Genomic DNA, 14,663 nt, shown 5'->3' with positions numbered 1-14,663 from the left:
GATTAGTGTTAACTGGCTCTAGAGGCCAGGCTCATCGATGGCCGTCTGGTAAAGTTCCAGATAGTGTTGAGCGCTGGCCTCCCAACTGAAATCCTGCTGCATCCCCGTTCTGGCAAGAATTTCCCAGTCTGTGGCCGAGCGTCGATAAAAATTGATTGCATGTTCCATGGCCCCCCACAAGCTGCTGCCATCTGCATTGTCAAAGACGAAGCCTGTTGCGCTGCCATTTACAAGGGTTGTTGGATTGACGTCAACCACAGTATCGGCGAGACCGCCAGTGCGGCGAACGATGGGGACAGTACCGTATCTCAAGCTGTACATCTGATTCAATCCGCAGGGTTCGAAGCGGGAGGGCATGATGAATGAATCGCACCCTGCCTCGATACGGTGTGACAGGCCTTCATCATATCCGATAAATACCCCGACGCGGCTATGATAGCGGTTGCTGATTTTCTCCAGTGCGTGCTCAAGATCCTTGTTGCCCGAACCCAGCATGACCATTTGAGCCCCTGCATCCATAATACCGGGCAAAACCTGGAGAATCAGGTCGACACCCTTCTGATCAACCAATCGGCCGATATAACCGAATAGTTGGATATTCTCATCCTCGGGAAGTCCGTATTCCTGTTGCAATGCCAGTTTATTGTTGCGTTTGTCGGCAAAGCTTTCGGCGGAGTAGGGTGTGTCGATATGCCGGTCGTTAAGCGGATCCCACTCGTGGTAATCGATCCCATTGAGAACCCCGCTGAAATGGTCCTTGCGATGGTTTAGCAGTCCCTCAAGTCCATAACCGAACTCGGCTGTCTTAATCTCTGCAGCATAGCTGGGGCTGACTGTGTTTACCCGGTCTGAGAGTGCGATTCCCCCTTTGATAAATGAGAGCTGGTCATGAAACTCCAGATGATGGTATGACCAAAGTTCATCCGGGAGCCCGAGGCGCAGAAAGGTGGCATGATCGAAGAGTCCCTGATAGGCCAGATTGTGGATTGTAAACAGGGTTGCGGGTCGATTTTCCTGTGTGGAGAGCAATGGTGCGATGAGACCGGTCTGCCAGTCATTCGCATGTACAACATCGGGCTGCCAGTCGTGATCTATCCGGTTTAAGGCCAACTCTGTCACCGCATGACAGAAGAGGCTGAAACGTTCCGCATTATCGGGCCAGTTCATACCCTCAGGGGATAGATAGGGATTACCTGCACGGTTGAACCGGTGGGGTGCGTCGATCACATACAGCGGTACCCTGTGAGGACCGCAGCTCCCCTGTAAAAGTCGGACCGGCGAAGTTTCGCCAGCAATTTCCAGTTGTGTCAGGCTTTGTAGATTGTCCGCTTTTTCCAGAACATCTGGATAACCGGGGAGAATCAGGCGACAATCCTGGCCTATGTTATTAAGTGCGGCAGGCAAGCTACCTGCAACATCAGCCAAGCCGCCTGTTTTGATTAACGGTGTGGCTTCACTGCTGGCAAAGAGGATTTTCATGGCCTTTTATTATCCTTATTTTTTTGGGGCTGTTAACAGGCCCTAAGTCGGCAGATTCTGCATCGACAGTCGTTTGTTGCGCTATTTTATCATTTACCTTCACAGCTTTACGATACGTCATATGGTATCTTGCTATACCTACCGCCTTTTGTATAAAAACTGGAACTAATATTCAAATATATAACGCATTTAAATCATGACCGAGATAAATCAGACAGACGAATGGATGGCCCTCGAAAAGCACTGGGCCGAAGTCGAACCACTCCAGATGCGTGACCTGTTTCAACAGGGGCCGGAGAGAGCGGAGCAGATGTCTATTCGGCAATGCGGGATCATGCTCGATTATTCAAAGAACCGGATTAACGCAAGATCGATGAATCTTCTGCTGGAATTGGCGCAGGCTGTCGATGTTGATGGTTGGCGCCGCCGCATGTTTTCCGGTGAACGATTGAATATCACCGAGAATAGAGCGGTGCTGCATGTGGCCTTGCGGAACCGTTCCAACCAACCCATTTGGTTCGACGGTGAGGATGTGATGCCATCTGTCAATGCCGTTCTGCAGAGAATGGAGGCATTTTCCGAATCGGTGCGCTGCGGTGATTGGAAGGGCTATACAGGAAAGCCGATCAGCGATGTGGTCAATATCGGCATCGGCGGCTCCAATCTGGGACCACTGATGGTCTGTGAAGCACTCAAACCTTATCAGAAACCAGATCTGAGGATGCATTTCGTTTCAAACGTGGACGGTACCCATATTGTTGATACCGTTAGTGCGCTGGATCCGGAAACCACGCTGTTTATCATCGCGTCAAAAACCTTTACTACACAAGAGACTTTGACCAATGCAGTAACTGCTCGAAAATGGTTGTTGGATGAACTTAATGATGAAGCGGCCGTGGCTCGCCATTTCGTTGCTGTTTCGACGAATGTTGAGGCGGTTTCTCGATTCGGTATCGATACCGCCAATATGTTTGAATTCTGGGATTGGGTTGGCGGACGCTATTCACTCTGGTCAGCGATTGGCCTGCCCATCGCAATTGCAATCGGCATGCGGAATTTTTTTGAACTGTTGGAAGGTGCCCATGAAATGGACCAACATTTCCTGCATGCCGATCTCTCTGAAAACATGCCGGTCATCATGGCGCTGCTGGGTATCTGGTATATCGATTTTGCCAAAACGCGTACCCATGCGATTCTCCCTTATGACCAGTATCTGAGGTATCTACCAGACTATTTGCAACAAGCGGATATGGAGAGCAACGGTAAGCGCGTCACTCGCTTCGGACGGCCTGTCGATTATCTTACCGGTCCTGTTGTATGGGGTACGGCCGGTACCGACGGGCAACATGCCTACTATCAACTCATCCATCAGGGAACGCAACTCATTCCTTGCGACTTCATTATTCCGGTCAACAGCCATAACGAGACAGGGGATCATCACGAGAAACTGTTTGCCAACTGTCTGGCGCAGACTGAGGCATTGTTGCGTGGTAAGACACGTACCGAAGCACGCGAGGAGATGGAACAGGCAGGCCTGGAACCTGAGCAGATCGTGGATCTTCTGCCTCACCGGATCTTTCCCGGAAATAGACCCTCAAATACCCTGCTTGTGGATAAGATAACCCCGTCACGACTGGGATCCCTAATCGCTTTGTATGAACACAAGATCTTCATCCAGGGCGTCATCTGGCGGATCAACTCCTTCGATCAATGGGGGGTGGAATTGGGGAAACAGCTGGCTGGCGTGATTTTGCCTGAGCTGTCGGACGAACAGCAGCCCTCCCGGCACGACAGCTCCACTCAGGGGTTGATTACATACTTCCATCGACATAGAAAGCGGTAGTCAGTCTACGCCATGCCAATATCGAGGTGTTTTGCTTCAACCTTCTTGCTTGTGTAACAGGATCGCCCCCAGAGGCGGCAGGGTCAATGCTATCGACTGGCTGCGCCCCATCCAGGGATTATCCTCGGAGACCAATCCGCTGCCGTTGCCCATGTTGCTGCCCCCGTAAAATTCAGAATCGGAATTGAAGATCTCCGCATAGTTCCCGGGGTGGTTGACGCCTATCCGATAGTTCTCGCGCGGTACCGGAGTGAAGTTCAGGATGATCAGTATTTCATTACCGTCCCGATCTTTTCTCACATAGCTGAGAATCGACTGTGAGCTGTCATGACAATCGATCCAGTCGAAACCAGGATATTCAAATTCAATCTGGTGCAGTACCGGCTGTTCTCGATAGAGCCTGTTGAGATCGGTCAGAAGTGCGGTTATCCCCTTGTGGGAAGGATGCTCCTGCAGAAACCAGTCCAGGGCCTCACTATCGTTCCATTCGCAGCCCTGGGCGAATTCACTGCCCATGAACAGGAGCTTTTTCCCTGGGTAGGTGAACATATAGGTATAGAGAAGTCGTAAATTGGCAAATTTTTGCCACTCATCCCCGGGCATTTTGTCGATCATCGAACCTTTGCCGTGGACAACCTCATCGTGAGAGAAGGGCAGCACGAAATTCTCGGTGAAGGCATAGAGAAGCCCGAAGGTCAGCAGATCATGATGATAGTGGCGATAGATTGGATCCTGAGAGGTGTAAGAGAGCGTATCGTGCATCCAACCCATGTTCCACTTCATGCTGAAACCCAGTCCCCCCAGCCAGGTCGGACGCGACACCTGAGGCCAGGCAGTGGACTCCTCCGCGATCATCAGTGTTCCCGGGTGGAAGTCATGGGTGACGCTGTTGAGTTCCCGCAGGAAGTCAACCGCCTCAAGATTCTCCCGTCCCCCGTATTGATTGGGCACCCAGTCTCCGGGTTCGCGGGAGTAATCGAGATAGAGCATGGAGGCAACCGCATCGACACGTAAGCCGTCGATGTGAAACTCCTCCAACCAGTAGATGGCGCTGGAGATGAGAAAATTTCGTACCTCGTTGCGGCCGAAATTAAAGATCAGGGTGCCCCAATCCCGGTGCTCACCCTTGCGGGGGTCCTCATGTTCATACAGTGCAGAGCCATCGAATCTGGCCAGGGCATATCGATCACGGGGGAAATGGGCGGGGACCCAGTCGAGGATGATGCCGATGCCGTTCTGATGCAGGTAATCGATGAAATAGCGGAAGTCATCGGGCGTGCCGAAACGACTGGTAGGGGCGAAGTAGCCGGTTGTCTGGTAGCCCCATGAGCCGTCCAGGGGGTGCTCGGTAATGGGCAACAGCTCGATGTGGGTAAAGCCGACCCTGTTGGCATGGTCTGTAAGTTGGTGGGCTAGGTCGCGATAGTTCAGGAATCCTCCCTGGTCGTCTCTCCGCCAGGATCCCAGATGGACCTCATAGATAGACATCGGTTCCTGTTGCCAGTTGGAAGTGGCTCGGTTGTTTATCCACTCCCCGTCACCCCACTCATAGTCACTCTCAGAGACCACGATGGCCGCTGTGTCCGGGCGGCATTGAAAATAATTCCCATAGGGGTCTGTACGCAGTGAGATGTGTCCGTCCTGAGTGCGGATTTCGAATTTGTACAAACTGCCATGCCCCAGTTCGGGAATGAACAGCTCCCAGACACCGGAGCCTCCCCTTGAACGCATCGGGTGAACCCGTCCGTCCCAGTGGTTGAAATTACCCACCACGGAAACTCTGGCGGCGTTCGGCGCCCAGACGGCAAACAGTATCCCGCTTATCCCGACTGTTTCATACGGGTGGGCGCCAAAGAAGCGGTAGGCATGACGGTGCTTGCCTTCGCTGAATAGATGGAGGTCGAACTCCGGCAAAAGGGGCGGAAAACAGTATGGATCGTAGGCTTTATGGATTTGCCCTGATTTGTCCTGCCACTCCAGCCGATAGTGCTCATCGATCTTGTCAGCCGCTGCCTCCAGCTCAAAAAAATCGGTACCTTGAAGACGCCTGAAAGGGTGCTGTCCATCCTCCAAAGTGACTTTTTCCGCTTGTGGCATGAATACCCTGATGCGACAGTCGTCACCATGGACATGTCTGCCCAACACCTCGAATGGATCATGGTGACGGGCATCAATAATCCGTTTCAACGCCACTGGAATTTTACTCATCATCAACTTTAAGAAACCTGCTTTGAACGGTACGCCTTGAAGGGGACATGATGTTAACATACCAACACTTCCGTCTCATCAACAGGTTCATTCTCATTTGAGAGCGGAGCACATAATTAAACTAGGGCCGATTGGATGGACGTTAACAGGCGCTAGCTACTCACGAGTAGAATTTGCAGTAATTTTTGGCCAGCTTTGGCAATGGAGGAGTGATCGATGACTGAACAGAGTCCGCGTTTCGTCAGCCGGCTGACTCGCAATACGCTTGCCCTGATACTGGCGGGTGGACGCGGTTCCCGACTCAAGCACCTGACTAAATGGCGTTCGAAGCCTGCGGTACCCTTTGGAGGGAAGTTCAGGATCGTCGATTTCCCCCTCTCCAACTGTATCAATTCCGGTATTCGCCAGGTGGGTGTGCTGACGCAATACAAAGCCCATTCACTGTTGTTGCATATTCAGCGTGGTTGGGGCTTTCTGCGGGGTGAATTTGGTGAATTCGTGGAGTTGCTCCCGGCCCAGCAGCGCATCGAAAGCAGCTGGTACGAGGGTACGGCTGATGCGGTCTACCAGAATCTGGACATCCTCCGCAGCCACAACCCGGATTATGTATTGGTCCTGGCGGGAGACCATATCTATAAAATGGATTATGGCACCATGATCGCCGAACATGTGGAATCCGGCGCCGATATGACCGTTGGCTGCCTCACGGTCGATCTGGAGAGTGCCAAAGAGTTTGGTGTGATGACGGTGGATAGTGACGGATGGGTGGTCGATTTCCATGAGAAACCCGCCAATCCGAAGCCGATTCCAGGTAAGGAGAATGAGGCTCTGGCCTCGATGGGAATCTATGTGTTTAACCGTAAGTTCTTGTTTGAGCAGTTGATTAAAGATGCGGATACGCCCAACTCATCCCACGATTTCGGCAAGGACATCATACCCAAAGTGATCGAGAAATACCGTGTGATGGCCTATCGTTTCAGAGATGCCACCAGCGGTAAGCAGGCCTACTGGCGGGATGTGGGTACGATTGATGCGTTCTGGACGGCCAATCTGGAGCTGATCGGTGTTACACCCCCCCTCAATCTCTATGACCGGAGTTGGCCGATCTGGACCTATCAGGAGCAGTTGCCGCCCGCAAAGTTTGTCTTTGATGACGACGAGCGTAGGGGCATGGCGGTTGATTCCATGGTTTCTGGCGGATGTGTCATATCGGGCGCCAAAGTAACGAATTCACTGCTTTTTTCCAATGTGCGTGTCAATTCCTACAGTGAAGTGAATGAAACCGTTGTTTTGCCGGATGTTAACATCGGACGCAACTGCCGTATCAGCAAAGCGGTGATCGATCGTGGTTGTGATATACCGGAGGGCACGGTCATCGGTGAGGACCCGGCCCTGGATGCGGAACGCTTTTATGTCAGTGAAAAGGGTGTCGTATTGGTGACGCCGGAAATGTTAGGCCAGGTAATCCACCATGTCAGATGATTTAGATCCGGACAACCGCTTGCAGGTTGTCTTATGCTGGCACATGCATCAGCCCTACTATAAGGGGCCGGATGATAGTGAGTATCTGTTACCCTGGGTCTATCTGCACGGCATCAAAGACTACTCTGATATGGCGGCCCATCTGGAGCACACGCCGGATGCCAAGGCGGTGGTGAATTTTGCCCCTGTTTTGTTGGAACAGATCGATGACTATGCTACCCAGATCAAGGCTTGGCTGAATAAAGGTACCTTGATTCGCGATCCGTTGCTGGCGGCGCTCGCCGGACCGGGACTTCCGGTGGATACAGAATCCCGCAAGGCGATTATTTCCGCCTGTCTCAAGGCCAATGAAAATCGCCTCATCAGCCGTTTCAAACATTTCAGTGAATTGGCGGCGCTGGCCAAGCATGCACTGGAAAACGAGGCCATGATTGCCTATTTCAACGATCAATATCTGGTCGATCTTTTGATCTGGTACCATCTGGCCTGGGTCGGCGAATGCCAGCGGATGAACGATATTCGGTTGCGGTCCTTGCAGGCAAAGGGGCATGGTTTCGACCAGGATGACCGGCGTCGCATGATCGAGATGATCTGGGAGATTTTGAGCGATCTCACCCCACGTTACGCAAAACTGGCGGATAAGGGCCAGGTAGAGCTTTCGGTGACACCCTACGCCCACCCGATCATTCCCCTGCTGGCAGATATAAATGCCGCCAAAGAGGCCTTGCCGACGATTGCCATGCCCAGGCTGGAGGAGTATCCAGGTGGGGAATCACGGGCCCGTTGGCATATGCGTAAAGGCATCGAGGTATTCAAGAACTATTTTGGCTTCAAGCCTAAAGGGTGTTGGCCTTCAGAGGGTGGTGTCAGTGAGGCGACCCTGAAGATGCTGGAGGAAGAGGGCTTTGAATGGGCAGCCACCGGTCAACAGGTATTGAGTAACAGCCTGATGGCCGGAGGCGGCGATTCACCCCTTCCCGACAACTGGGTGCATTCGGCCTACTGTGTCCAGGAGGGTCATCTGAACATGTTCTTTCGGGACGATGGCCTCTCCGATCTGATCGGATTCACCTACGGTGAGTGGCATTCCGACGACGCGGTGGGGGATTTGATAAACCATCTTGTAAATATCGCCGATGCCTGTCAGGACAATCCTGATGCCGTGGTCTCGATAATCATGGACGGGGAGAACGCCTGGGAATACTACCCCTACAATGGAAGCTACTTTCTGCGGGCCATGTACGAACGTCTATCACAACATCCCCGGTTAGCTCTAACTACATTTTCTGAAGTACTGGATCGTCAACGGCAGCCGCCTCCCAGACTCTCGAAACTGGTGGCGGGCAGTTGGGTTTACGGTACCTTCACTACCTGGATCGGCGACAAGGACAAGAATCGTGCCTGGGATCTGCTGGGGGATGCAAAGAAGGTATATGATCAAGTATTGGCACAGAATAATTTCAGCAAGCGAAAGTTGGCGGAGTTGGAAAAACAGTTAGCGATTTGTGAGGGATCTGATTGGTTCTGGTGGTTTGGAGACTATAATCCAGGTGAAACCGTCAGCGATTTCGAACAGCTGTTTCGCAGCCAGCTTTCCTACCTTTTCGACCTGCTGGGAGAACCCAAACCCGACTATCTATCTCAAGTCTTTGCCGTAGGAAGTGGTAATCCATCCCTGGGTGGGGTAATGAAGAAAAATGATTGATGTGATGAGACACGTGAATGAATAATGTCGCCGAAGAAAATTTTCGGCCAGTCCATCAGATTTTGACCCGTCGCCGGGCAGGCATTCTTTTACATATCACATCCCTTCCCGGACCGGGTGTGGTTGGGGATTTGGGCAGAGATGCCTATCATTTCGTCGATTTCCTGGTCTCCTCAGGGGTGAGCGTCTGGCAGATTCTACCGATCGGGCCCACCATGCATGACAATTCACCCTATCAGAGCAGTTCCGTCTACGCTGGCAATCCCCGCCTGATAAGTCTGGAGCTGCCACTGCAAAAGGGTTGGCTTGAAGCTATACCCGAAAGCGAGGATGTACTCTCCGACGCAGTGAAAAGCTATGCCATAAAGCTGGCTTGGGAAGGGTTTAAGGAGCGCGCCGATAAGGGTGACAGGGACGATTACCAACGCTTTGTAGCAGAGCAGAAGCACTGGCTTGAGGATTATGTCCTGTTCCAGGCATTGCACCAGGAAGAGGGGGGCTGTTGGTGGGAATGGCATACTACCCTGAGGGACAGGGAGCCACAGGCGATTGCAGAGACAAGAGCACGCTTCACAGAGACCATTGACGTTATTCGCTTTGAACAATATCTGTTTTTTACCGAGTGGATGAATCTGAAACATTATGCCAATGAGCGTGGGGTACTGTTATTTGGCGATCTTCCCATCTTCGTGGCTCATGATAGTGCTGAAGTGTGGGCCCATCGTGAGTTCTTTGATCTGCTCGAGGATGGTCATCCCAGAGTGGTTGCCGGTGTGCCTCCCGACTATTTTTCCGAGACCGGGCAGCGCTGGGGTAATCCGCTTTATTGCTGGGAAAGGCTGGAAGCGGATGATGTTTCGTTCTGGATCGAACGCCTCAGGGCTCAGTCAACCCTGTTCGATTTTTTGCGTATCGACCATTTTCGGGGATTTGAAGCCTATTGGGAGATACCGGCAGAGGAAAAGACAGCGGTTAATGGCAGGTGGGTGGAGGCTCCCGGTGAAAGATTGTTCGAACAACTCTATACTGATCTGCCGGATCTGGAGCTGGTGGCAGAGGATCTGGGTGTAATCACACCGGAGGTGGATGCTTTGCGCAAGGCCTATCATCTGCCCGGCATGAAGATCCTGCAGTTTGCTTTTTCCGGGGGGTCGGATAACCCCTACCTCCCGTTCCATCACACCCGCGACTCGGTTGTCTATACCGGAACCCACGACAATGACACTACCCTGGGCTGGTATAGGGGGCTTGATGACGGAACACGCGAGTTTGTCGATAACTATCTGGGCAAGCCGCGTGAGGCCATGCCATGGCCTCTGATTCGTACTGCCCTGGCTTCCAGGGCCAATCTGGCGGTAATCCCCTTCCAGGATGTGCTGGGCCTTGATGGGGCTCACCGGATGAACACTCCGGGCACTACAGAGGGCAATTGGGATTGGAGATTCGATTGGGATCAGATTAAGCACGGCACTACCGAGCGCCTGTTACGTTCCATCAAGATGTACGGCAGATAACGGTCAATGAGTGAATTATCAACACGACAAACATAGTTGATACGTTAATATCATGAGTCGAGAGGGCGATCGCGAAAAAAAACCACTCCGACACTAGGCCGAAGTGGCTATACCAAAGGAGGATGGAGGAGATAAGCCGCCGTCACAATGCAGTTACGGCTGACTTGGCACTATTTCACCATCCACCGACTTTTGTTTCATTGAGAAAAATCAATCCAATCATTTATGTAACAATTTGCATAAGCGATTGGATTCAAAAGCCCTTAATCCTCTTCGCTGGGATCCTCCGCAGATGAGGAGTTGTGGCTGCTGCCGGCGAGAAAGAGTGCGGCGACGCCCAGTGCGAGGAGGATGATCAATGAGATGGCTATCAGGATATTACTCATGGATTACGGTGCTCTCTTAATTGGTGTTTTTCGAGTATCATTGTGCTTTTTCCGACCTGCAGGATAAAGGCCCAATGTTGATTCTCCGTGGCGCGCCAGCCCTCTCTGAATTTCGTCTACAGAAACTCGCCCAACGTCTCTCAGGCTTGCTAAACGGAAAAGCGGGTGTTGTCTCGGAGTATCTCCATTTTGCCGATGTCAACCAATCCCTCGATGAGAGAGAGAGGGCAGTGCTCGACAATCTGTTGAGCTATGGGCCCGCCATGCCTGATATACGGCATGATGGCACTCTTTTATTGGTGGTCCCACGACCCGGTACTCTCTCGCCCTGGTCTACCAAGGCCACCGATATCGCCCACCACTGCGGCTTACAGAAAATACAACGCCTGGAACGCGGCTTGGCATTCTATCTGACCTTGGATGAAAGGGGGCTTGACAGTAAACAGTATGTGATTGCGGCCGAACAGTTGCGTGACCGCATGACCGAAATTGTGCTGTCGGATGCTGAGGATGCGACCTGCCTATTCAATCGGGCCGAGCCTAAGCACTACATCCAAGTGGATATTCTGGGAGGTGGGGAGAGGGCATTACACAATGCCAATACGGAGTTGGGCCTTGCGCTGTCGGATGACGAGATCGAATATCTGGTGGAAAGCTTTCAGTCCCTGCAACGTAATCCCACCGACGTGGAATTGATGATGTTCGCCCAGGCCAATTCAGAACACTGCAGACATAAGATATTCAACGCAGACTGGATTATCGATGGTGAGCATCAGCGGCGATCCCTGTTTGAGATGATTCGCAATACGACCGACAGCTCGCCAGCTGACGTCCTTTCGGCGTACAAAGACAATGCCGCTGTCATCAGCGGTCCGAGCGCAGAGCGTTTCGTGCTTGATCCGGAAACCAATGTCTACAGCTTCGGCCAGGAGGATATCCACATTCTGATGAAGGTGGAGACCCACAACCACCCAACGGCGATCTCTCCCGATCCGGGGGCTGCCACAGGATCCGGGGGTGAGATTCGTGACGAGGGGGCGACTGGAAAGGGCGCCAAGCCGAAGGCGGGCCTGTGCGGTTTTTCAGTCTCCAATCTGCGTATTCCCGATGGTCAAATGCCTTGGGAGGTCGACTACGGCAAACCCGGCCGTATCGTTTCCGCCCTGGATATTATGCTGGAGGGCCCGATCGGCGCCGCTTCATTCAATAATGAATTCGGCCGCCCGAACCTGAATGGATATTTCCGCACTTATGAGGCCCGGGTGCCTGGACCGGTTGGAGAGGAGCTGCGCGGATATCACAAACCGATCATGTTGGCGGGTGGTTTGGGGAATATCCGCGCCGAACATATCGAAAAAGGTGGCTTTCCCAGCGGATCACCCTTGGTTGTCCTCGGGGGTCCGGCCATGCTGATCGGTCTTGGTGGCGGCGCGGCTTCCAGCATGGCTAGTGGTACTTCTGCGGAGGATCTCGACTTTGCATCCGTGCAACGCTCAAACCCGGAGATGCAGCGTCGTTGTCAGGAGGTGATCGATGCCTGTTGGGTGCGGGGGGATGCCAATCCGATTCTGTTTATCCACGATGTGGGTGCCGGTGGCCTCTCCAATGCATTGCCGGAACTGGTTCACGACGCCGCATTAGGCGGACGTTTCGAGCTGCGCACAGTGCCGAATGACGATCCCGGAATGTCACCGATGGAAATCTGGTGCAATGAGTCCCAGGAACGCTATGTCATGGCCATCGATGTGGACAAACTGGATGAGTTCAAGGCGATCTGTGAGCGTGAACGCTGCCCCTATGCTATCGTCGGCGAGGCGATGGATGAGGAGCATCTGGTTTTGGGCGATGCCCATTTCGACAATAATCCCATCGATATACCGATGAGCCTGCTGTTCGGTAAACCGCCGCGGATGCTGCGGGATGTGCGACGCAAGACCTTTCAAAAACAGCAGCTCGATTTTTCCGGCGTCGATCTCAAACAGGCTGCCCTGAGGGTGCTGCAGCTGCCGACTGTGGCCAACAAGACTTTCCTGATCACAATCGGTGATCGTTCGATCACCGGCATGGTGAATCGTGATCAGATGGTGGGGCCCTGGCAGGTCCCGGTTGCTGATCTGGCTGTGACATCTTCCGGGCTGATGGGCTACACCGGTGAGGCCATGGCGATGGGAGAGAGGACCCCGTTGGCACTGCTGGATGCCCCTGCATCAGGACGCATGGCGATCGGCGAAGCGATTACCAATATCGCGGCGGCGAGAATCGAAAAACTGTCCGATATCAAGCTCTCTGCCAATTGGATGGCGCCGGCCGGACATCCCGGAGAAGATGCGAAGCTCTATGAAACGGTGAAGGCGGTGGGTATGGAGTTGTGTCCGGCCTTGGGTATCGCCATCCCGGTGGGCAAGGATTCTATGTCGATGAAGACGGTGTGGCATGAGGGTGACCAGGAGCTTGCCGTGACTGCACCCCTTTCCCTGATCGTCTCCGCCTTTGCCCCGGTGATGGATATCAGGTCCACCCAAACGCCGATGTTGCGTAGCGATGCCGGGGATTCCGATTTGATTTTGATCGATCTGGGAAAGGGGAAGAACCGCCTGGGGGCCACCGCGTTGGCCCAGGTCTATCAACAGATTGGCCACCATGGCGCCGACCTGGAGGATCCGGATGCCTTGCGACGCTTTTTCGCACTGATTCAAGAACTCAACCAGAACGACCTGATATTGGCCTATCATGACCGTTCGGACGGCGGATTGTTCACAACAATCTGTGAAATGGCATTCGCCGGTCGTTGTGGTGTGAGTGTGGAGATCGATGATCTTGGGGACGATGACCTTGCCATACTCTTCAGTGAGGAGTTGGGGGCGGTGATACAAGTGCCTCACCGTGATACCGATGAAGTATTGAAGATGTTGAGCGATAATGGGCTGGGGCGCTGCAGCCATGTGATCGGAACCCTCAACGGTGATGACCGGGTTGAATTCACACGGGCCGGAAAAAAGGTGTTGAGTGCCACCAGGGTAGAATTTCAACAGGCCTGGTCGGAGACCACGCGTCAGATGCAGGCATTGCGCGACAACCCTGACTGTGCTCAGGAGGAGTATGATCGTATCGCTGAAGCGGATCCCGGTATTCAGATAAAACTCAACTTCGATCCCGATGAAGATATCGCCTCACCGATGGTGGCCACCGGCATCAGGCCGCCAATGGCGATATTGCGTGAGCAGGGCGTCAACGGGCAGCTGGAGATGGCGGCTGCCTTCCACCGCGCCGGGTTCGAGTGTGTGGATGTGCATATGTCGGATATCATCGAGGGTCGTGTCGGCCTGAGTGGTTTCAGAGGCCTGGTGGCCTGTGGCGGTTTTTCATATGGGGATGTATTGGGCGCGGGAGAGGGTTGGGCCAAATCCGCCCTGTTCAACAGCCGGGCCAGGGATGAGTTCGAAGCCTTTTTCAACCGCCGGGATAGCTTCGCGCTTGGTGTCTGCAACGGCTGTCAGATGCTCTCCAATCTACATCAACTGATTCCGGGCGCCGATCACTGGCCCCATTTCGTGCGTAACCGATCCGAGCAGTTCGAGGCGCGACTTGTCACTGTAGAGATCTGTGACACACCATCAATCCTGTTGAACGGAATGAGCGGTTCCAGAATACCGATCGTTGTGGCCCATGCCGAGGGGCGTGCCGAGTTCAACGACCCGCAGCATCTACAGGATGCAGGTGAACTCACGGTGATGCGCTATCTCGAAAACAATGGTGAATTGGCTAGCCGCTATCCGGCCAATCCTAACGGTTCTCCCGAAGGGATCGCGGGGCTTTGTAACAAGGATGGCCGGGTGACGATTATGATGCCGCATCCGGAGCGTGTCACCCGTACGGTTCAGTACTCCTGGCACCCGGATGATTGGGACGAGGACGCCCCATGGTTGCGACTGTTTCGCAATGCCCGGGTCTGGGTGGATTGAAGACACTGCAGTGAGCAGAATCCAGGATGTGTTGTTAGCGGTGATTGGCACTCATTTGCGGCCTCTGTTTCGCTACCCGATCAG

Annotated in this window: 8 protein-coding genes; 5 read left to right on the top strand and 3 right to left on the bottom strand. The window is 53.3% G+C overall.

Features of this window, described 5'->3' with window-relative positions:
- Positions 1 to 18: 18 nt before the first annotated feature.
- Positions 19 to 1,479, bottom strand: coding sequence for a glycogen synthase GlgA (gene glgA, locus CODIS_RS04000; protein WP_069121572.1), 1,461 nt, complete (start codon positions 1,477 to 1,479; stop codon positions 19 to 21).
- A gap of 196 nt (positions 1,480 to 1,675) precedes the next feature.
- Between glgA and pgi the strand changes: the two genes are divergently transcribed.
- Positions 1,676 to 3,322, top strand: coding sequence for a glucose-6-phosphate isomerase (pgi, locus tag CODIS_RS03995; RefSeq protein WP_069121571.1), 1,647 nt, complete (start codon positions 1,676 to 1,678; stop codon positions 3,320 to 3,322).
- Between the two features lie 36 nt (positions 3,323 to 3,358).
- Here the strand turns inward: pgi and glgB are convergent, their stop codons facing one another.
- Positions 3,359 to 5,533 carry a 1,4-alpha-glucan branching protein GlgB gene (gene glgB, locus CODIS_RS03990; RefSeq protein WP_069121570.1) on the bottom strand — a complete coding sequence of 725 codons (2,175 nt, stop codon included), beginning with the start codon at positions 5,531 to 5,533 and terminating at the stop codon, positions 3,359 to 3,361.
- A 213-nt stretch (positions 5,534 to 5,746) separates the two neighbouring features.
- Between glgB and glgC the strand changes: the two genes are divergently transcribed.
- From glgC to malQ, 3 genes are read left to right on the top strand one after another with little or no spacing between them, the layout of a single operon-like run.
- Entirely contained in the window at positions 5,747 to 7,012 is a 1,266-nt protein-coding gene (glgC, locus tag CODIS_RS03985) for a glucose-1-phosphate adenylyltransferase (RefSeq protein ID WP_069121569.1), read from the top strand.
- On the top strand, positions 7,002 to 8,717 hold the full coding sequence (locus tag CODIS_RS03980; protein ID WP_069121568.1) for a glycoside hydrolase family 57 protein: 1,716 nt from the start codon (positions 7,002 to 7,004) through the stop codon (positions 8,715 to 8,717). Before glgC ends, CODIS_RS03980 begins: the two co-directional genes overlap by 11 nt.
- 17 nt (positions 8,718 to 8,734) lie before the next feature.
- A complete protein-coding gene (gene malQ / locus CODIS_RS03975; protein WP_069121567.1) occupies positions 8,735 to 10,231 on the top strand; it encodes a 4-alpha-glucanotransferase in 1,497 nt (498 codons plus the stop codon).
- Positions 10,232 to 10,494: 263 nt separating this feature from the next.
- Here malQ and CODIS_RS03970 read toward each other — a convergent pair whose 3' ends face one another.
- Positions 10,495 to 10,617: a single-stranded DNA-binding protein gene (locus CODIS_RS03970; RefSeq protein WP_069121566.1), complete on the bottom strand. Its 123-nt coding sequence runs from the start codon at positions 10,615 to 10,617 to the stop codon at positions 10,495 to 10,497.
- 74 nt (positions 10,618 to 10,691) lie between these two features.
- Between CODIS_RS03970 and purL the strand changes: the two genes are divergently transcribed.
- Positions 10,692 to 14,579, top strand: a complete 3,888-nt coding sequence (gene purL / locus CODIS_RS03965; protein WP_069121565.1) for a phosphoribosylformylglycinamidine synthase — start codon at positions 10,692 to 10,694, stop codon at positions 14,577 to 14,579.
- Positions 14,580 to 14,663 lie beyond the last annotated feature (84 nt).

The sequence above is a fragment of the Candidatus Thiodiazotropha endolucinida genome, assembly GCF_001715975.1.
Lineage (GTDB): Bacteria > Pseudomonadota > Gammaproteobacteria > Chromatiales > Chromatiaceae > Thiodiazotropha > Thiodiazotropha endolucinida.
This window is presented reverse-complemented; position numbering and strand designations above follow the sequence as displayed.

Coding starts and splice junctions, on each gene's coding strand:
- glgA (WP_069121572.1), bottom strand. CDS start 1,479: ATGAAAATCCTCTTTGCCAGCAGTGAAGCCACACCGTTAATCAAAACA.
- pgi (WP_069121571.1), top strand. CDS start 1,676: ATGACCGAGATAAATCAGACAGACGAATGGATGGCCCTCGAAAAGCAC.
- glgB (WP_069121570.1), bottom strand. CDS start 5,533: ATGATGAGTAAAATTCCAGTGGCGTTGAAACGGATTATTGATGCCCGT.
- glgC (WP_069121569.1), top strand. CDS start 5,747: ATGACTGAACAGAGTCCGCGTTTCGTCAGCCGGCTGACTCGCAATACG.
- CODIS_RS03980 (WP_069121568.1), top strand. CDS start 7,002: ATGTCAGATGATTTAGATCCGGACAACCGCTTGCAGGTTGTCTTATGC.
- malQ (WP_069121567.1), top strand. CDS start 8,735: ATGAATAATGTCGCCGAAGAAAATTTTCGGCCAGTCCATCAGATTTTG.
- CODIS_RS03970 (WP_069121566.1), bottom strand. CDS start 10,617: ATGAGTAATATCCTGATAGCCATCTCATTGATCATCCTCCTCGCACTG.
- purL (WP_069121565.1), top strand. CDS start 10,692: ATGTTGATTCTCCGTGGCGCGCCAGCCCTCTCTGAATTTCGTCTACAG.